The 18,103-nt window shown below is 67.1% G+C and carries 12 protein-coding genes; 10 read left to right on the forward strand and 2 right to left on the reverse strand.

Going from position 1 to position 18,103, the window contains the following annotated elements; translation table 11 throughout:
- A partial coding sequence (locus C7401_RS30280; protein WP_258397280.1) for a contractile injection system protein, VgrG/Pvc8 family occupies window positions 1-407 on the reverse strand: 407 nt, incomplete at its 3' end.
- An 872-nt stretch (window positions 408-1,279) separates the two neighbouring features.
- Here C7401_RS30280 and C7401_RS30285 point away from each other — a divergent pair.
- Window positions 1,280-3,928 carry an alkaline phosphatase family protein gene (locus C7401_RS30285; RefSeq protein WP_112175084.1) on the forward strand — a complete coding sequence of 883 codons (2,649 nt, stop codon included), beginning with the start codon at window positions 1,280-1,282 and terminating at the stop codon, window positions 3,926-3,928.
- 216 nt (window positions 3,929-4,144) lie between these two features.
- Window positions 4,145-5,395 (forward strand): cytochrome-c peroxidase, encoded by a 1,251-nt coding sequence (locus C7401_RS30290; protein ID WP_373864469.1) that lies wholly within the window; start codon window positions 4,145-4,147, stop codon window positions 5,393-5,395.
- A gap of 69 nt (window positions 5,396-5,464) precedes the next feature.
- Here the strand turns inward: C7401_RS30290 and C7401_RS30295 are convergent, their stop codons facing one another.
- Complete coding sequence (locus C7401_RS30295) at window positions 5,465-6,832, reverse strand: diguanylate cyclase (protein WP_112175085.1); 1,368 nt, start codon at window positions 6,830-6,832, stop codon at window positions 5,465-5,467.
- Between the two features lie 8 nt (window positions 6,833-6,840).
- On the opposite strand from C7401_RS30295, the gene C7401_RS44570 reads away from it, so the two are divergent.
- The 8 genes from C7401_RS44570 (at window position 6,841) to C7401_RS30330 (ending at window position 18,082) form a co-directional block, all read left to right on the forward strand.
- On the forward strand, window positions 6,841-7,233 hold the full coding sequence (locus C7401_RS44570; RefSeq protein WP_220092868.1) for a hypothetical protein: 393 nt from the start codon (window positions 6,841-6,843) through the stop codon (window positions 7,231-7,233).
- Between the two features lie 359 nt (window positions 7,234-7,592).
- Entirely contained in the window at window positions 7,593-8,810 is a 1,218-nt protein-coding gene (gene wecB, locus C7401_RS30300) for a non-hydrolyzing UDP-N-acetylglucosamine 2-epimerase (protein ID WP_112175086.1), read from the forward strand.
- Between the two features lie 89 nt (window positions 8,811-8,899).
- The gene (locus C7401_RS30305; protein WP_258397282.1) at window positions 8,900-11,149 is read left to right on the forward strand and encodes a cellulose biosynthesis cyclic di-GMP-binding regulatory protein BcsB; all 2,250 of its coding nucleotides are present in this window, start codon (window positions 8,900-8,902) and stop codon (window positions 11,147-11,149) included.
- A 29-nt stretch (window positions 11,150-11,178) separates the two neighbouring features.
- Window positions 11,179-12,879: a glycosyl transferase family protein gene (locus C7401_RS30310; RefSeq protein ID WP_112175087.1), complete on the forward strand. Its 1,701-nt coding sequence runs from the start codon at window positions 11,179-11,181 to the stop codon at window positions 12,877-12,879.
- Window positions 12,876-15,248, forward strand: a complete 2,373-nt coding sequence (locus C7401_RS30315; protein WP_112175088.1) for a bacteriophage N4 adsorption protein A — start codon at window positions 12,876-12,878, stop codon at window positions 15,246-15,248. The genes C7401_RS30310 and C7401_RS30315 overlap by 4 nt, the downstream gene beginning before the upstream one ends.
- 15 nt (window positions 15,249-15,263) lie before the next feature.
- Window positions 15,264-15,965, forward strand: a complete 702-nt coding sequence (locus C7401_RS30320; protein ID WP_112175089.1) for an alginate O-acetyltransferase AlgF — start codon at window positions 15,264-15,266, stop codon at window positions 15,963-15,965.
- A 47-nt stretch (window positions 15,966-16,012) separates the two neighbouring features.
- A complete protein-coding gene (locus tag C7401_RS30325; protein ID WP_112175090.1) occupies window positions 16,013-16,975 on the forward strand; it encodes an alginate O-acetyltransferase AlgX-related protein in 963 nt (320 codons plus the stop codon).
- A 6-nt stretch (window positions 16,976-16,981) separates the two neighbouring features.
- Complete coding sequence (locus C7401_RS30330; protein ID WP_112175091.1) at window positions 16,982-18,082, forward strand: alginate O-acetyltransferase AlgX-related protein; 1,101 nt, start codon at window positions 16,982-16,984, stop codon at window positions 18,080-18,082.
- The last annotated feature ends 21 nt before the right edge of the window (window positions 18,083-18,103 follow it).

Below are 18,103 nucleotides of genomic sequence, written 5' to 3' on the forward strand. Positions count from 1 at the left end.
CGGCGCAGGATCGCCGCAAGTATGTCCGGCGTGCTCTGGTGCTGGTAGTTGCCGGTGTTCATGACGGCTTCGAGCCGTCCGAAATGCGACTTGAGGACAACCTCGTACCTTGTGAAATCCTTCGTGGTTTGAACCGTTGAGAAGCGCTCGATAAAGCCCGAAAAGCGCCTTACGGTCCCGTCATCGGCCTTGATGCTGAACACCGCGTCGCGACTCAGGAAGTCGGCGCGCAATAGCTGCTGCGGGTGCGTCAGTTCGATATGGACGACGCTGGGTTCGCCCATCTTTTCGGTAGCCTTGAACGACACGACCGAGAGCGCCGCGGCGGCCTCGGTGCCGGGAATATCCAGGAAATATGCCTGACGGCCAGTCGTGCCCTCCTGGCGAAACGGGTCAAACTCTGCCATATCGTGGTCCTTTGAAATGCCAGTGGCGCGGGTTAATCGACTACAGTGAGTCGAGCAAACACAGAAGCTCGCCCTGAATCGCGCTTGATCTTTGAGCCATCCCCCTGAGAATTCAATCGGAGTAGTCCCATAAAAAGGTTAGAATCATGCCGCCCAGATAATCCCCGAATATTTTGACATTCGACAAAATCTGACTCATAAGGCGATTAATCCGGATAGTCGACTCGCGCCCCCGAAAATCCAGAGCCAGCCACGAGCGGGCTTTTTCGTTTTCAACGGCTCCCCGGGTGTCCCCACCATGCTCAACACTTACCCCGGTGCCGGCACTCTGCGCGCAGCGTTGCGTCAATCGGTCGAGCGCGGCGGCACATGTGCGCTCGGCGCGTTACACCAGGGCGTTCCTCGTCCCGATACGCTTACGTGCAAGGATGCGGCGGCGCAGACCGCCCGTAACCGCCGCCAGCCAGACCGCCTGCAACCGGTCCCGAGCGCGCTGCTCGCGATGGGCTGCGCCGGAGTGCAACACGCGACTACGCTCGGCGCTCGTGGCAAACCTCCTCACGCATGATCCCGCGCTTGCCGCGCCGACGAAAGACAATTAAATCGGCATCCTTATCAAATTCCCTCCCTTCGATCACAGCCGCCCCCCCCAAAACACGGCCTCCTCATTCCATGCCGCGACCCACACCTGTAAGCTTTGAAAGGCTGTAACGATCCACGCCCCCGTAGAAGCATTGCTCTGTTTTTTCTCGTAGCGCCCCGCATAAACGTGTCACATCGATCCGACATCATGGCGGCGCGACCGTTTGCGCACGCAACCACAAGCATCGGCGCACCACACCTACATTCAACGAGAAATACAGGGACCTGACATGAACAAGCGCGCCTTGACGCTCGCGAGCAGGTTGGCTTTTACGGGCCTCGCGGCAAGTCTCGCCGCATGCGGCAGCAGCAACGACGACACTTCGCATCTGCAAATATCGGGCGTGGCGGGACAAGGCGCGCCGGTGGTCGGCGTGCCGGTGACGGTCACCGACCGCAGCGGCGCCGTCACGCAGTCCGCCGTCACCGATTCGAGCGGCCAGTTCTCCGTCGCCGTCTCGGGCCGTGCGCCGTTCGTGCTGACCGTGCCGGTCACCGACACCGACGGCACGCCCACGGTGCTCTCCTCCGTCATCGATCCTGCGGCGCAAGGCGGCACGCAAGCGCTGAACGTCAACCTCAATCCGCTCACCTCGCTCATCACGCAGCGCGCGCTCGGCGCGGCGCTCACGAGCGCGCCGAGCGGTTCGCAGATCGCCTCGGCCAACGTGAGCGCGACGGGCATCGCGCAGGCGGTCAGCGCCGTCGACACCGTGTTGCAGCCGCTTTTCACGGCGATGCAGGTGCCCGCCGCGCTGGTCGCGGACCCGATCGGCTCGGCCACCTATCAGGCGAATTCGTCGAATGCGCTCGACAGCCTGTTCGACGTCACGCGCTTCACCGTGCACAGCGCCACCGTCGGCGTGGGCAATAACAACGGCGCGCCCGCGCAGAATTCGGCCACCTACCAGTCGCTGCAACTGCCGCTCACGGGCGCCATGCCGGCGCCGCTGTCGAGCGGCCCGGTGGCGGCCGCGCTGGCGCTGAGCCAGGGCCCGACAACCACGCCGATCCAGCATCTGATCGTGATCGTCGGCGAGAACCAGACCTTCGACGGTCTGTTCGGCGCCTACGCGCCGCCCTCGGGGCAGACGGTGAAGAACCTGCTCTCCGAAGGCATCATCAACGCGGACGGCTCGCCCGGTCCCAACTTCGCTCTCGCCGCGCAGAACCAGGCCACGGCGCCGAGCGCCTATACGCTGACCCCGGCCCGCAGCAGCGCCTACAAATCGCTGCCCTCGCCGGAAAACACCGGCATGCTCACGCTGAACAATCTGCCGGCTTATATCGGCACGGTCGCGCAAGGCAAGACGCCCACCGTGGCGCCCAGTTCGTACCTGTACGGCGCCGCCGACCAGGACTTCCCGGTCACGCTGCCCAACGGCCCGTTCCAGATCACGAAGTCGACGGCAAGCGCCTCGCTCGTGAACTATAGCCAGCCGAGCACGACGCTCGTCGGCACCTCGGCGACCAACGCGAACTACACGATGCTGAGCACGCTTTACTCGTCGCTCGGCCTCGTCGCGACGACGGGCGACCCCGTACACCGCTTCTTCCAGATGTGGCAGCAAACGGGCGGCGACAACTCGAAGCTCGACCTCTACACATGGGTGGCCTCCACAGCGGGCCAGGGCGGCGACACGGTCGAGAATGTGCCGGGCGGCCCGCAGGTCAGCCCGACGAACCCGGGCCAGGGCGGCGAGCTGATGGGCTTCATGAACATGTCGGCGGGGGATGCGCCTTACCTCAAGTCGCTCGCGCAGCAATATGCGCTGAGCGACAACTATCACCAGGCGGTGATGGGCGGCACGGGCATGAACTTCTTCTCGATCGCGACGGGCGACCTGCCGTGGTTCAACAGCAGCGGCGCGATCGCCACGCCGCCCGCCAACCAGATCGAAAACCCGGAGCCGCTCTCGGGCACGACGAACTTCTACACGCAGGACGGCTATCAGGGCGGCTCCTGGGTGAACTGTTCGGACAGCACGCAGCCGGGCGTGGGCGCGATTCTCGGCTTCCTCTCGTCGAAGCACGTGGCGAGCAACTGCGACGCAGGCAAGTACTACCTCGTCAACAACTACAACCCCGGCTACGACCTGAGCGGCAACACGCAGCCTATCGGCGCGAACAACTACAACTATCCGCCGCAAACGGTGCCGACCATCGCCGAAGCGCTCTCGGCGAAGGGCCTGGCGTGGGGCTGGTTCACGACCGCGCGCGACACGGCCGACGTGCAGTCGCAGGCCAGCTCGCTTTCGAGCAGCCTCACGGGCAGCACGGCGCTCGCGTCGAGCCTTGCGGGCCTGCTTCAGCAAGCCGAGTACAACAACATCGGCGACCCGCTGGTGGGCTCGCAGAAGGTGATGACCTCGTCGCTCAAGAACAATCTCCAGGACCTCACGGCCTTCATGACCGCGGTGCAGTCGGGCAACCTGCCGGCCGTCTCGTTCGTCGTGCCGCCCAACACGTTCAGCGGCCACCCGGGCTTTTCGTCGCCGGCGGCTTATGAGCAGTGGCTAAGCCAGGTGATTACGGCCGTGAGCGCCTCGAAGCAATGGTCGAACACCGCGATTCTCGTGACGACCGACGAGGGCGGCGGCCACTTCGATACCGGCCCGATCCAGCCGCTCGACTTCTTCGGCGACGGCCCGCGCATTCCGATGCTGGTGATCTCGCCGTATGCGCGCAAGGGCGCGGTCGATCACACGTACAGCGATCACGCGTCGATCCTGAAGTTCATCGAGCGCAACTGGCGTCTCACGTCGTTGTCGTCGCGCAGCCGCGACCGGCTGCCGAACCCGTCGATGCAGTCCGCCTCCTACGTGCCCGTGAACGGCACGCCGGCCATCGGCGACCTCATGTCGATGTTCGCGTTCTGATCGCGTGCGCCGCGCCGCCGTGCGGCTTCGCGCATTGCCAACCGTGATGCGCGTAGCCGCGTGGCGTTCGCCCGCCGCCGTCAACCGGGCGAAGCCTTGCGCTTCGCCGTTTTTCTTTCCGCCGCAAGCCGCCCCTTCCCGATGATTCGAAACGGTTTTCCACCCCGCGCCTGGATCGCGGCGCTGCTCGTTGCCGGTCTCGCCGCCGGCGCCGGCATGGCCGCGCCCAGCCTGGCCGACGCGCCGCACGCCGCCGCGCCCGCATCGTTGAGCATGCAACTACCCACGCGACGCTGGGTCCGCTATCCGGCCGTGCCCGCGCAACTGAGCCCTCAGGCCGCGCTCGGCAAGCAGATATTCTTCGACGCCTCGCTCTCCGCCTCGGGCAAGATGGCCTGCGCGTCGTGTCATAGTCCCGAGCACGCGTATGGCCCGCCCAACGGACTCGCGGTGCAGCTCGGCGGCCCGGACCTGAAGCGCCCCGGCACGCGCGCCGTGCCCTCGCTGCGCTATCTGACCTACACACCGGCGTTCACGCGCCACTACTACTTCCCCGGCTCCGAAGACACCGAGGACGAAGGTCCGGCGGGCGGCTTCATGCGCGACGGCTCGATCGCCTCGCTGCACGAGCAGGCGGGCCACCCCATGCTCGACCCGAACGAGATGGCCAACACGAGCCGCGCCGTCGTGATCGAGAAACTGGCGCACAGCGGCTACGCGGACACGTTCCGGCAGGTGTACGGCGCGCAGGTCTTCGCGGACGTGAACAAGGCATTCGACAGCGTCGGCATGGCGCTGCAAGCCTTCGAAACCGAGGACGCCAGCTTCCACCCGTACACGAGCAAGTTCGACTCCGTGATGTCGGGCAACGCGACGTTTACGGTGCAGGAACTGCGCGGCTACCAGCTCTTCAATAATCCGCTCAAGGGCAACTGCGCGAAGTGCCACTTCGACCAGCCGGGGCCGGGCGGGCGGCCGGCGCAGTTTTCGGACTTCCAGTACGCGGCGCTAGGCGTGCCGCGCAACCCGGAGATTCCGGCGAATCGCAACCCGAGGTATTACGACATGGGATTGTGCGGACCCTACCGGCGAGACCTCGCGGACGAGACCGACTTTTGCGGCCTGTTCAAGGACGCGACGCTGCGCAACGTCGCCACGCGCTCCGTGTTCTTCCACAACGGGCGCTTCCATACGCTCGACGACGCGCTGCGCTTCTACGCCGAGCGCGACACCGATCCGCGCAAGTGGTACCCGACGAAAAACGGCAAGCTCGTGCAATACGACGATCTTCCGCCGAAGTATCGCGACAACGTCGACCGGCTCGATCCGCCCTTCCTCAATCACAAGGCCGGTGAAAAACCGCCTTTGAACGAAGCCGATATCCAGGATCTGGTGGCGTTCCTGAAGACGCTCAACGACGGCTATGCGGCCGCATCGGGCGGACCCGCGATTCACGAGGCGCATTGAGGCACATTGTTGCGCATTGCAGCGCATGGGCGGTGGCGCGAAACGCGGCCTGGGCACTCGGCGCGGCTATCAGGTTGCCGAAACGAGGACCCGGTTTCTCCCACTCTCCTTCGCGCGAAAAAGCGCATCGTCCGACGATTTGAGCAGCTTCAGGTAATCCGGATGACCATCGTGCGCGGCAACGCCAATGCTGACGGTGACCTGAAACGATTGCCCGTGCGCCGTGGCGACAGGATGGGAGGCCACGCGACGGCGCAGATTTTCCGCGATCTCAATCGCATGAGCGAGATCCGTGTCCACCAGCACGACAAGAAATTCCTCGCCGCCGAGCCGGAAGACATAGTCGCTGGCACGAACACATTGACTGAAGCTCAAGGCCAGTTGTTGCAGCGCTGCGTCGCCGGCGTCATGCCCAAACGTGTCGTTGATCTCCTTGAAGGAGTCGGCGTCGATGGTGAGCGCGCAAAGCGGGGTGGCGTTCTTGCGGGCGAAGTCGATCTCGCGGCTCATGACCACCTGCAAATAACGCCGGCTCAGCAACCGCGTAAGCGCGTCGCGTCCCGATTCGATGTGATCGGCGGCCTCGAACAGCGCGTTGAGAAGAAAGTCGATGGTTCGGGTCTGGTCCCGGATTTCGCGCAACAGCTCGATGCGCCTCGCCGCATCGTCCTCATGGGAAATCCTCAGCACGACCTCGTCGACCGCGCTCAACTGCGCAACGATGGCGTAGACCTCATTCGAGCCTTCGAATACGTGAACACCCTTGTGGGTCAGCCACAAGCCGAAGTCCGACTTCGACAGCGCGGGCAAACGATTGCGCTTTTCGCCTGAAGCGATCGCGTACATCAATTCATTTTCCCAATCGAGTAACGCCGCACGCTGCCTGTCCTTTTCGGCGCCAATATCCTGAGCGGCGGCAAACAGCCGATACGACTCGGCGGATCTCGCATTTCTTTCGTGCGAAATGGCGTACGAATGACACATGATCTCGATCGCAAAGCCGATGACCTCCGAAACGTATTCGGAGCACGCAATGCGATCGGTTAATGAGATATCAGCCAGCCGCTCGAAGATATCCACGTCCAGGCGGCGCGAGCCCCGCATTACCAGATAGGCGGGAATGCCGATCCTTGCGTGGATTTCACCAATCTCCTGCTGCCTGCGCACCGCGGCCTGATATTCGCCGCTCACCGCGGCCGAAAATACGTCGACCAGCCAGCCCTGCATTGCGTCGTGCAGCCTCGAATGCACCAGCTCGTTTGACAGAAAAAATTCCGCGGCCGAATCGGCCATCATGCGCGAATAAAACGAGGATGCCAGTTCCGACTTTCGATCCCGAACCAGGTGTAGAACGTGGTCGTGAATGGTTCCGGAATAACGGGCGGCAATCACGCGCCATTCTTCCACTAATTTCTCAACAACATCTGAGGTTGGCATGATACGAAATGAAATCCGCTAGGGTTGGCTGCACCCGCAACGGGCGGGCTGAAGGGGGGCCGGGTCGGTTCGAAGGCCGATTCTACGCCATCCGGCCCGAACCGTTTCGGCCATGGCGGCGCGATTCATTCCCGGAGCCGATGATGGCGACCAGGAACTGGGGTGGCGCAATTTTATCCGTTGAAAATCCGGCAAATCGCTCAATTCGGGCGTGTGTCCGCATGTTCCTGAGACTCCTGCGCTTTATCGTTGACTGGCGCATCCATCGACGAGATAAAAAAGTATTCAAGATGCTACTTTTAATCAAATCCGTCTTTTCCAGACTCAAAATCGCCGCGGCAACGAAACCCGATCAAGCAGCGCTATCCAGTGGAGCATATTACTCGGCGCTGAAAGGTTAACTATTGTCAAATACAGCGGATTTGGCCAAATAGAAGATTTTCAACGGATTTTTCCGCCGATATAATCGGCTTCAAATCGAGATAAGACGCGCGGCAATCCCGCCGTTTTTCATCAGATATCAGGTGCGCACGCAACGGTAAAGACCAAACCCGCGCGGCTCGATAAAAATCGCCTGCCATCATTATGGTTCGGGCGACGCATATTCATGCCTTTGTCGTAACAATCGGGGTTTCAAATCAAATAAAACAAGCTGCGGCCCGGTATTGCCATCACACCGGCCACGGCGGTTCTCGCATGCCTTTTGGGGAATACGGCCCGAAGCAGGCAGCAGAAGATAAGTGCAAGGACGACCATAACAATGCCTGTACGAATCATGTCGGTTTTCGGCACGCGGCCGGAAGCCATCAAGATGGCGCCGCTCGTCACGCGGCTCGAATCAGACGGGGAAGTCGAATCGATCGTTTGCGTGACCGGCCAGCACGGCTCGATGCTCGAGCAGGTGATGGCGTTCTTTCGCATCACCCCCCAGTACGATCTCGCGCTGATGACCGCGAACCAGACGCTCAACGGCCTGGCCTCGCGCCTGCTCGGCGCGCTCGACGATGTGCTGGAGCGCGCGAAGCCCGACCGCGTGCTCGTGCACGGCGACACCACCACGGCCTGCATGGCCGCGCTCGCCGCGTTCCACCGCCGCATTCCGGTCGGCCATGTCGAAGCGGGCCTGCGCACAGGCAACCTCCAGCAACCCTGGCCGGAAGAGATGAACCGCCGGGTCGTGGATGTGGTGAGCGACCTGATGTTCGCGCCCACGGCCGGCTCGAAGGCGAATCTCGCGCGCGAGTCGCTGGCCGGGCGCGTGATCGTCACCGGCAACACGGTGATCGACGCGCTGCATGAAACCACCGCCCGCCTCGACGCCGACGCGGCACTGCGCGCCTCGCTCGAAGCGCGCATGCGCTTCGTCGACGGCAAAAAGCCGCTGCTGCTCGTGACCGGCCACCGCCGCGAAAGCTTCGGCTCCGGGTTCCAGAACATCTGCGCCGCGCTCGCCGAACTCGCCCTCGGCGACGACATCCAGATCGTCTATCCGGTCCACCTCAACCCGAACGTGCGCGGCCCGGTGCAAGCGGCGCTCGGCGGCATGCGCAACGTGCACTTGATCGAGCCGCTCGATTACGTGGGCTTCGTCTGGCTCATGCAGCGCGCCTCGCTCATCCTCACCGACTCGGGCGGCGTGCAGGAAGAAGCGCCCGCGCTCGGCAAGCCCGTGCTCGTGATGCGCGATGTGACCGAACGCCCCGAAGCCGTGGCGGCGGGCACGGTGCGCCTCGTCGGCACGGCGCGCGAGTCGATCGTCGAGGCCGTGCGCGAGCTGCTGCGCGACCCGCAGGCTTACGGCGACTTCGCGCGCCGCCTCAATCCCTATGGTGACGGCCACGCCTCGGCGCGCATCGTCGCGAGCCTCACCGGGCGCAGTTTCGACGAGTTCGCCCATCCTGGCGTCGAAGCAAACCGGACGGCAAGCCCCAACGCGCCGTCACGCGACGCCCCGTTCGACGCCATCGCGCGTGTGTAACGCGCCTGCGCGCCCTTTCGAGCCGATCTGAGCCGATTCCAACCGAATCGCCCCACTTCGAGCCCTTCCGACATCCCACGAGCCCGGTCATGCTGCTGCCCCAACGTCCCTTCGCTTCGCGCCAACGCACTTCCCGAACCACCCTCACGTCACTCGCCCTTGCAGCCGGCCTGCTGCTGCCTGCGCTCGGCCACGCCAGCGCGACGGGCGACAGCCTGCGCCAGCTCACGGCGAACGCGGGCGTCACGCGCAGCGTCGCGCTGTCCGATCTCGGCATCAGCGATGCGGTCGTGCTGACGGGCGGCGCGAGCCAGGACTTCTATTTGCCGGTGCCGAAGAACCTGACGCTCGCCAACGCCGCGATCGCGTTCGATGGCCACTACCTCAAGGGCCAAACCGGCACCGCTTCGGTGGTGCTCTCCGTGGACGGCCAGCCTGCGCTCTCGCAAGCGCTTGCCGACGGCGACGGCCTGCTGCAACGCTCGCTCGCGGTGGCCCCGCGCGTGCACGGCGCCGGCTTCGTGCGACTCGGCGTGAACCTGCTATCGAATACCGGCGTGCGCCATTGCGAAGATCCGAGCGCGGCGGCCAACTCGATCGTCATCTCGCCGCAAACGCGCCTCACCTACCGCGTCGAGACGCGGGCCGTGACGAGCCTTGACGACGCCTGGAGCACGCTGCCCGGCGCGCCCGTGCTGCTCGTCTCCGGCGCGCAGCTGGAGCAGTCCGCGTTCGACAGCGCCTGGCGTCTCGGCGTCGCGCTCGAGCGCGGCGGCAAGCGTGTTTCGGTGCGCGCCCTGCCGGCCGTGGGCGAGAACGTCGACACGCGCGGTCTCGCCGTGCCCGACGCGCTCGCCGCCATTCCCGCCTTCGCGGCGCTGCGCGACAACACGGCGACGCACAAGCTCGCGAGCGACGCCGAGCTCGGCGCGCTGATCGTGCTGGGCGCCCCGAGCGCGAGCGGCGACGTGGTGGTGGCCGACGCCGCGCTGCGTGCGCGGCTCGCCGGCGCGCTCGACGCGCTGAACGCGCAGCTCGCGAGCGACCCGGACGCGCAAGCCGGGCTGAAGGCCTGGCGCGCGAGCCATGCGACGCTGGCCGACACGGCCCTGGCCGCGCAGCAGATCCGTCTGGCCACGCTCGGCGAGCACACGGTCCTGGCCGTGTCGCCCGACGCGGGCGCGCAGGCCGCCGGCCTCTTCGACGACACGCTGCGCCGCGTGCTGACGACCGACAGCGTCGTCGCGCCGATCGCGCGGCCCGACCAGCGCAACAACGGCAAATTCATGAGCCTCGCGAATCTCGGCGGCTCCGCGCAGGCGTTCGACGTGCTGGCGCGCGGCGACTGGACCGTGAGCTTCCCGCTCGCCGCCATCGCCGCCGATTCGCGCATGCCCGCCGAAATCACGCTTTACGTGGCGGCGGCGCCGGGGCCCTCGTCGTCGCGTCCGGTCGCAACGATCTACTGGAATGGCGTCCTGCTGGCGGCAAAGCAGCTTCGCGCCGACGGCCAGCCCGAGCAGCTGCGCGCACGCGTGCCGGGCTACGTCCTGGGCGTGAACAACAACCTGCGCCTGTCGGTGCAGCGCCAGCCGTATTCGGCCGACTGCAACGAGACGCCGCAGGCCTATCCGGTCAACGTGCTGCCCGCATCGAGCTACATCAGCGCGGGCGACGCCGCGCCGAACGGCACCTTCATCGGCTTGCTGCCGCTCATGGCCGGCCACCCGCAACTGATCGTGCCGCACCGCTATCTCGCCGCCGCACCCGACGCTCTCTCGCGCGTGATCGGGCTCGCGCTCGCCAGCGGCCTCTCGCCGACGCAGACCGAGCTCACCGTGGCCAACGGCGACGCGCCCGTCAAGCCCGCAAAGCCGTTCCTGGCGATGGAAGTCGCCATCGACGGCGCGTCGCCTTCCGCGCGCGTGAGCGACGGCCGGCGCCTCCAGATTCGCGGCACGACGGTCGACTGGCTCGACGTGACGGGCCTCACGCACCTCTCGAGCGCCGAAGTCGTGAGCGCGCACGGCGAAGACGGCTTGCTGTGGTACGCCATCGGCGCGACCCCGGCCGCCGGCGCGCAGCCGGCCGCCGTCCAGCCGTTCGTCCTGAACCGCGGCAATCTCGCGATCCTCGGTGACAGCGGCCCGCTCGCCTGGATCGACAGCGGCAACCCGGACGCGAGCATGCCGCCGGGCGCCGGCGAAACGCAGTTCTACGAATGGCGCCGCTACGTCTCGTGGGGCGTGCCGATCATCGCGATCACGTTGTTCGTCTTCCTGACGCTGTTCATCCTCGCGACGCGCGCGCGCCGCAAGAACCAGAACAACGCCGAATAACGCCGGATTACGCCACTCCGCAGCGCGCCATGATCTCCTCGCTCTACTGGCCTTATCTCATCGCCGACTACTACCACGCGCTCCAGATGGTGAGCGCCGTGGTGGGCGTCGTCATCCTGCTGTCGAGCCTCGACGACCTGTTCATCGACGCCTGGTACTGGGTGCGGCAGATCTGGCGCTCGCTCACCGTCTGGCGCCGCCACACGCCGTTGCAGGCTTCGCAACTGCGCGCGGTGCCTGAGCAGCCGCTCGCGATCATGGTACCCGCGTGGCTCGAATACGACGTGATCGCGCCGATGCTGGAGAGCATGGTGGGCACGCTCGAATACAAGAACTACATGATCTTCGTGGGCACGTACCGCAACGACGAGCGCACGCGCAACGAAGTCGAGCGCATGCGCCGCCGCTACCGGCAGCTCGTGCGCGTGGAGGTGCCGCACGACGGCCCGACCTGCAAGGCCGACTGCCTGAACTGGATCGTGCAGGCGATTTTCCGGCAGAACTCGCAGCAGCCGGTGCCGTTCGCGGGCGTGATCCTGCACGACAGCGAGGACGTCCTTCACCCGCTGGAGCTCAAGTACTACAACTATCTGCTGCCGCGCATGGACTTCATCCAGTTGCCGGTCACGTCGCTCGAACGCGAATGGTACGAACTCGTGGCGGGCACCTACATGGACGAGTTCGCGGAGTGGCACTCGAAGGATCTCGTGGTGCGCGAGAGCCTCTCGAAGATGGTGCCCTCGGCGGGCGTGGGCACCTGCTTCTCGCGGCGCGCGCTCGAATTGCTCGCCGCCGAAACGCAGAACCAGCCGTTCAATACCGACACGCTCACCGAGGACTACGACATCGGCGCGCGCCTCTCGCGCAGCGGCATGAAGCAGATCTTCGGCAAGTTCCGCGTGGAGTACGTGACGCGACGCACGGCGCTGTTCGGACTCGGCAAGGAAAAGATCTCGACGATCTCGATGCCGCTCGGCATTCGCGAGTATTTCCCGAATACGTTCCGTACCGCCTACCGCCAGAAGGCGCGCTGGACGCTCGGCATCGGGCTTCAAGGCTGGGCGCAGGTGGGCTGGGAAGGCTCGCTCGCGGTGAAATACCTGCTGTTTCGCGACCGCAAGGGCCTCGCCACGTCGTTCATTGCCATCTTCGCGTATGTGCTGCTGCTGAACTTCATCGCGTTCTGGATCGCCGGGGCGCTCGGCTGGTGGACGCTCTACTATCCGTCGCTGTTCTCGCCCAATGGCTGGCTCGCCACGCTCATGGGGCTGAACGCGTTCGCGCTCGCGCTGCGCGTGCTCCAGCGCAGCTACTTCGTGCATCGCATGTACGGCTGGGAGCACGCGCTGCTCGCGGTGCCGCGCATGGTCATCGGCAACTTCATCAACGCGATGGCCGCCGCGCGCGCCTGGCGCCTGTTCCTCGTGCATGTCTTCACCGGCAAGCGGCTCGTGTGGGACAAGACGATGCACGACTTCCCCTCGACCGATCAGCTCACGCAGCAGCGCCAGCGCCTGGGCGAGCTGCTGCTCTCCTGGCAGGCCATCGACGAAAGCAAGCTCGCATTCGCGCTGGAGGCCCAGGCGAACGAGCGCAAGCCGCTCGGCCAGATTCTCGTCGAACAAGGCTGGCTCGACGAGGCCACGCTGCACGAAGCCATCACGTTCCAGCAGGATGCGCAGGGCGCCGCGCCATCGATCGAGGCCGCCCAGGCGGAAGCCGCGCGATGAAGTTGCGTCCGTTCTTCCCCGTGCGGGCGTCCGGCCAGTCCGCCCGCCGCGCGCAGCGCGCCGTGTGCTGCGCCGCGCTTGCCGTGAGCTGCGCGGCGCGCGCTTATGGCGTCGAAGCCGTGCCCCAGGCTGAGCCCAACCCAGTGGCCAAACCCGCTGCGGCACCGCACGCGGCGACCCGCGAAGCGCCACTGGAAGGCGAAGCGTTCCGGCTCGGCGACGCCGCCTTCACGGCCTACAACCGCAAGGACTACGCCGCCGCCGACGCGCTCGCCGCGCGCGCGCTCGCGCTGCGTCCCGACGTCACGCGGCTGTGGCTGCTGCGCGTGTACGCGCTGCAAAACCAGAACCGCCCCGCCGACGCGCTGGACGTCGCGCAAACCGCGCTCGCGCAGGGCCGCCGCGACCCGGCGCTCACGGCCGCGCGCAACACGCTGCGCGCCTCGCTTGCGGGTGCTCATGCCGCGGGCGCCACGGCCACTCCGACAACGCAAACGCCGGCCTGGAAGCTCGGCGACGAAGCCTACAAGGACTATGCCGCGGGACGCTACGCCGAGGCGGCCGACCACGCCCGCGAATCGTTGCGCCTGCAACCGGATAATCCGGGCCTGCGCGGCCTGCTCATTTATTCGCTGGAGCGCCAGCAACGCTTCGAGGAAGCGTCGCGCGAAGCCGACACCGCGCTGCGCCTCACGCCCGACGATGAGACGTTGCAGGCGTTGCGCGACCGCATGCACCGGCTGCTCGCGCCGGCGCCCGCCAAGGCGGCATGGGACGCCTATCGCACCGGCGACTACGCCCAGGCCGCCACGCTCGCGCGCGACGCCATCCACCAGGCGCCCGATGTGCAGAGCTACCGCTATCTGCTGACCGGCGCGCTCCTGAGCGAAGGCGAGTACACGCAGGCCGACACCGCCGCCACCGATGCGCTCGCCCAGGACGGCGACGACGCGCTTTCGCTCGCCATGCGCGGCTTCGCGCGCGCGCAGCTCGGCCAGACCGACGCGGCGCGCACCGACCTGAACAAGGCGCTCAAGCAGGACTGGCTCTCCGATGCGCAGATGGCGACCGTCAAGCGCATCGCCGCCGATACGCTGCGCATGAGCGTAAGCGTGAGCGCGAACGCAGGCACGGGCGGCGTCAGCGTGCCGGGCGCCGTGGCCACGTCCGTGGCTTCGGCCTCGCCGGCCAGGACCGCGCCCGTGGTGTTCTGCACCTCCGATCCGCAAGACGTGTTGTGCAACCTGCTGCCGGCAGGGTCGAGCCTCGCGGGCGCGGGGCCAGGCTACGACGCCGCCACGCGCGCTTACGCGGACTTCGCGCACCGCGACTTCAGCGCGGCGGCGAGCGCGGCCAGCGAAGCCGTGCAGGCCGCGCCCGACAATCTCGCCTATCGCCTTCTGCTCGTGAACGCGCTGGAACGCGCGGGCCGCCACAAGGACGCGCGCGCGGCTTTCGAGCCCGTGACGCAGCGCGCGGACGTGCCACCGGGCGAATGGCTCGACGTCGCCTACACCGCGCAACGTCTCTCGTACAACACCGAAGCGCGCAACGCGTTCGCGAACGCCGTCGATGCGAACGACGCCGGCCAGATCGAACTGGCCGCGCAAACGCGCCAGAACGTGCGCCAGGCCGTGTCCGACCTCGACCGCACGTGGGGCTTCACCGGCGCGCTCGGCTACGGCACGGTGGGCGTGATGAACTCGGCGTTCTCGCCGTCGCTTTCCGCGCGGCGCACCTTGCAGTCGTCGGAAGAACTGTATTGGCGGCCGCCCGTCATCGGCAACGTCGACGGCAGCGTGTTCGAGGTCTACGCGCGCATGAACCAGGCGCTCTACGACGGCACGGGCGGCTCGACCGGCCTGCCGACGAACCAGGGCGTGCTCGGCGCGCGCTGGAAACCGTTCGCACGCCAGAACTTCGTGTTCGCCGTCGAGCGCTTCGTGCCCATCGGCAGCGACAGCCGCGCCGACTGGCTGCTGCGCGGCGCCTGGTCCGCCGGCGAAGGCGGCAGCTTGCGCGTGGACCGCCCGAACTGGCCGTACTGGCAGATCTACGCCGAAGGCGACTACTTCATCGAGCATCCGCAAACGCTCGGCACGTTCGAAGCGCGCTACGGCCGTGCCTTTGCCGCCGCGAACAATCTCGTTGCGATGCCCTATCTCGCGCTGAACGCGGGCTACGACAGCCTGCTCGCGCGCCACGCGACCGCGGGCGTCGGGCCGGGCGTCGCGATGCGTCTGTGGTTCCGCGAGGACCGTCATCACGCGCCACAATCGTTCGTCGAACTGAACGTCCAGTACCGTGTCCGCGTGGCGGGCGACGATCGCTCGGACGGCATCTTCGCCGGTCTTTATTTCTCATACTGAGTCGTGAGCCCATCCATGCCCATCCGCTCGCCCCTTCGCGCTTTCTCCCTCGCCGCCGCGCTGCTGACGCTCGGCCCGCTGGTCACCTTCGTTGCCCATGTCGCCCACGCCGCGCCCGCCGACGACATGGCGCACCTCTACGCGCTGCCGCCGGACGGCTCGGTGTACATGCGCGTCGTCAATCCTTCGGACACGCCGGTCGCCGTGCAACTGGGCGCGGGCGCGAAGGCCGAGACGATCGGCGCGAAAGGCCGCATCGGCACCGACTATCGCGCGATCCCCGGCGGCGCGCTCACGCTCCTGGTCGACGGCAAGCCGGCCGGCGTGGCGGGCGCCCTGCCGCGCGGCGGCTTCGTCACGCTGATCGTCGGCCAGCCGGGCGCGGGCGTGCAGCCCGTCGTCGACGAAAGCCCGGCGGCCGACGGCCTGAAGGCCGAGTTGTCCGCGTACAACCTCGTGCCCGCGTGCACCGCCGCGATCCGCGTGGTCGGCGGCCCGGCCGTGTTCGGCGCGCTCGCCTACGGCGCACGCGCGGCGCGCGCGACCAATCCGGTTTCGGCCTCGCTCGACGGCGCCTGCGGCGCGCACGTCTCCGCGCCGCAGGCGTTGCCCGCGCTGAAGGCCGGCGACCGCTACAGCCTGTTCCTCGTCGGCACGGCCGGGCATCCCGCGCTCGTCGGCATGCTCAATCGCACCGAACCCTGGCACGCGCACTGACGCGCCATGTGTCCTCTCACGACTGCAACGCCCTTTCCGCCCGCACCATGACACTCAAACAACGACTCGCCGGCCTGCTGATCGCCTGCACCTGCCTCGCCGCCACCGCCGCCCACGCGCAAGCGGTGCTGATCGGCAAGGACAACTGGCTGTTCTACGCGCAGGACAACCTGACCGACGCCGGCAAGCCCGGCATCGACAACGCCGTGCAGCTCATGAGCGCCGCGAAAGAGGCGCTCCAGGCGCGCGGCATCGGCCTCGTGGTGCTGGTCGCGCCGCTCAAGGCGCGCTTTTACGAAGACAAGCTGCCGGCCGGCACGGCCATCTCGCCCGCCGCGCGCGAGCGCTACGCGAACATCGTCGCCGGGCTGCATGGCGCCGGTATCCAGACCGTGGACCTGATGCCCGTGCTCAAGGGCGTCGAGCACGACGACCAGACGGCCTTCTTCCAGAAGGACTCGCACTGGACCGCCTGGAGCGCCGAAGCGGCCGCCGCGGCGACCGCCGACGTGATCCGCCAGAACTGGAAGCTCGGCGGCGAGGCCGGCACCGGCACGCCGCCCGGCAACTGGATCAAGGAACGCCGCTTCGCCGATTTCGCCGAACTGATGACGGCGGCGCAGCGCAAGGAAGTCGGCCAGGAAATCTATGTCGTGCGCGCGAGCCAGCCGCAGTCCGGCGATCTGCTCGGCGGCGACGCCGCCGCGCCCGTGCACGTGGTGGGCAACAGCTTCGTGCAGCCGTATCTGGGCTATCCGCAGGCGCTGTCACATGCGCTCGACCGGCGCGTGGGTCTCACGTGGAAGTACGGCAACTTCGGTCCGTGGGCTGTGTTCCTGCAATACCTCGAATCGCCCGCGTTCCAGCAGGCGCGTCCGCAGGTCGTCGTGTGGCAGCTCAACGAAGTGCAGATGATGTACGGCCCGAACACGAGCGGCCAATGGGACGCCGCATCGCTGATGAGTGAAGCCGACTGGAAGCGCCGTGTCCAGGCCGCCATTGCGAAGTAACGCGTCATGACCGTGCCTCGTCCCACGACTCCCGGCTCGCATCGCCGCGCGGCGCTGTGCTTCGCGGCGCTGCTCACGGCCGGGCTGCTGCTCGGCGTGCAGCAGTCGACGCGCGCGGGCCTCGGCTCGCTGGCGCCCGCCCAATGGCTCAGCGGCGCGGCGGGCACGCAGTTGAGCGCGACGCTACGCGTGCCGTACCGCGAAACGCTCGAAACCGCCGACGCCGCGTGGCGCTACCGCGTGTTCGGCCAGCTCGGCGCGCAGGTTCGCCAGGGCTGCCCCGGCTGGCTGTTCTACACGGACGGCCTGCGCGCGCCCGTGCCCGACGCCGGCGCGGTCATGTCCGCGCGTATCGCGCTGATGCGCCGGCTCGTCGCCCGGTTGCGCGCCGAGCATGTCGCCGTGCTGGCCGTGACGGTGCCCGACAAGTCGCGCCGCGAAACCGGCGCGCTCTGCGGGCTCTCGCGCCCCGCCGAAACGGCGGCGCAACTGCCGCGCTGGCAGCACGCGCTCGACGAAGCCGGCGTGCCGCAAGCCGATTTGACGAGCGCGCTGGCGAGCGTGCCCGCACCGTTCTACCGCACCGACGTGCACCTGAACCAGCCCGGCGCCGCGGCCGCCGCGCAAGCCGTGGCGGCCGCGGCGCTGCCGCTCGTCGGCAGCCGCGGCGCGCTGCGCTACGACGTCACGCGCGCCGCCGCCACGCCGCGCGTGGGCGACCTGCTGACGCTCGCGGGCCTCGCGAACGCGCCCGCCGGCTGGCGTCCCGCGCCGGACCGCTACGTGCCCGAGCAGTTCTCGCAGCCCGCGAGCGGCGGCCTGCTCGACACCGGGCCGGCCGTCACGGTGATGCTTGCGGGCAGCTCGAATTCGCGCCGCAGCAACTTCGCCGAACAGCTCGGCCAGTCGCTGGGCGCGCCGGTCTGGAACGTGAGCCGCGACGGCGGCAAGTTCGCCGACGCGCTGATGCAGTCGATGGAAGACCGCGCGCAGTGGCCGCCCACGCTCAAGCTCGTGATCTGGGAGATGTCGGAGATGTCGCTCGTGCAGCCGCTCTCGGCCCAGGAAAAAGCCGCCTTGCGCGACGGCGTGCACGCCGACCTGTGACGCGCCCCATGATCCGCCAAC

Source organism: Paraburkholderia unamae, from assembly GCF_003268775.1.
Taxonomy (GTDB): domain Bacteria; phylum Pseudomonadota; class Gammaproteobacteria; order Burkholderiales; family Burkholderiaceae; genus Paraburkholderia; species Paraburkholderia unamae.

What these genes read in the sequence shown, in the direction of transcription:
- C7401_RS30325 (WP_112175090.1), top strand. Translation starts at nt 16,013, where the DNA reads ATGACACTCAAACAACGACTCGCCGGCCTGCTGATCGCCTGCACCTGC.
- C7401_RS30320 (WP_112175089.1), top strand. Translation starts at nt 15,264, where the DNA reads ATGCCCATCCGCTCGCCCCTTCGCGCTTTCTCCCTCGCCGCCGCGCTG.
- C7401_RS30315 (WP_112175088.1), top strand. Translation starts at nt 12,876, where the DNA reads ATGAAGTTGCGTCCGTTCTTCCCCGTGCGGGCGTCCGGCCAGTCCGCC.
- C7401_RS30310 (WP_112175087.1), top strand. Translation starts at nt 11,179, where the DNA reads ATGATCTCCTCGCTCTACTGGCCTTATCTCATCGCCGACTACTACCAC.
- wecB (WP_112175086.1), top strand. Translation starts at nt 7,593, where the DNA reads ATGCCTGTACGAATCATGTCGGTTTTCGGCACGCGGCCGGAAGCCATC.
- C7401_RS30285 (WP_112175084.1), top strand. Translation starts at nt 1,280, where the DNA reads ATGAACAAGCGCGCCTTGACGCTCGCGAGCAGGTTGGCTTTTACGGGC.
- C7401_RS44570 (WP_220092868.1), top strand. Translation starts at nt 6,841, where the DNA reads ATGAAATCCGCTAGGGTTGGCTGCACCCGCAACGGGCGGGCTGAAGGG.
- C7401_RS30330 (WP_112175091.1), top strand. Translation starts at nt 16,982, where the DNA reads ATGACCGTGCCTCGTCCCACGACTCCCGGCTCGCATCGCCGCGCGGCG.
- C7401_RS30290 (WP_373864469.1), top strand. Translation starts at nt 4,145, where the DNA reads ATGGCCGCGCCCAGCCTGGCCGACGCGCCGCACGCCGCCGCGCCCGCA.
- C7401_RS30305 (WP_258397282.1), top strand. Translation starts at nt 8,900, where the DNA reads ATGCTGCTGCCCCAACGTCCCTTCGCTTCGCGCCAACGCACTTCCCGA.
- C7401_RS30295 (WP_112175085.1), bottom strand. Translation starts at nt 6,832, where the DNA reads ATGCCAACCTCAGATGTTGTTGAGAAATTAGTGGAAGAATGGCGCGTG.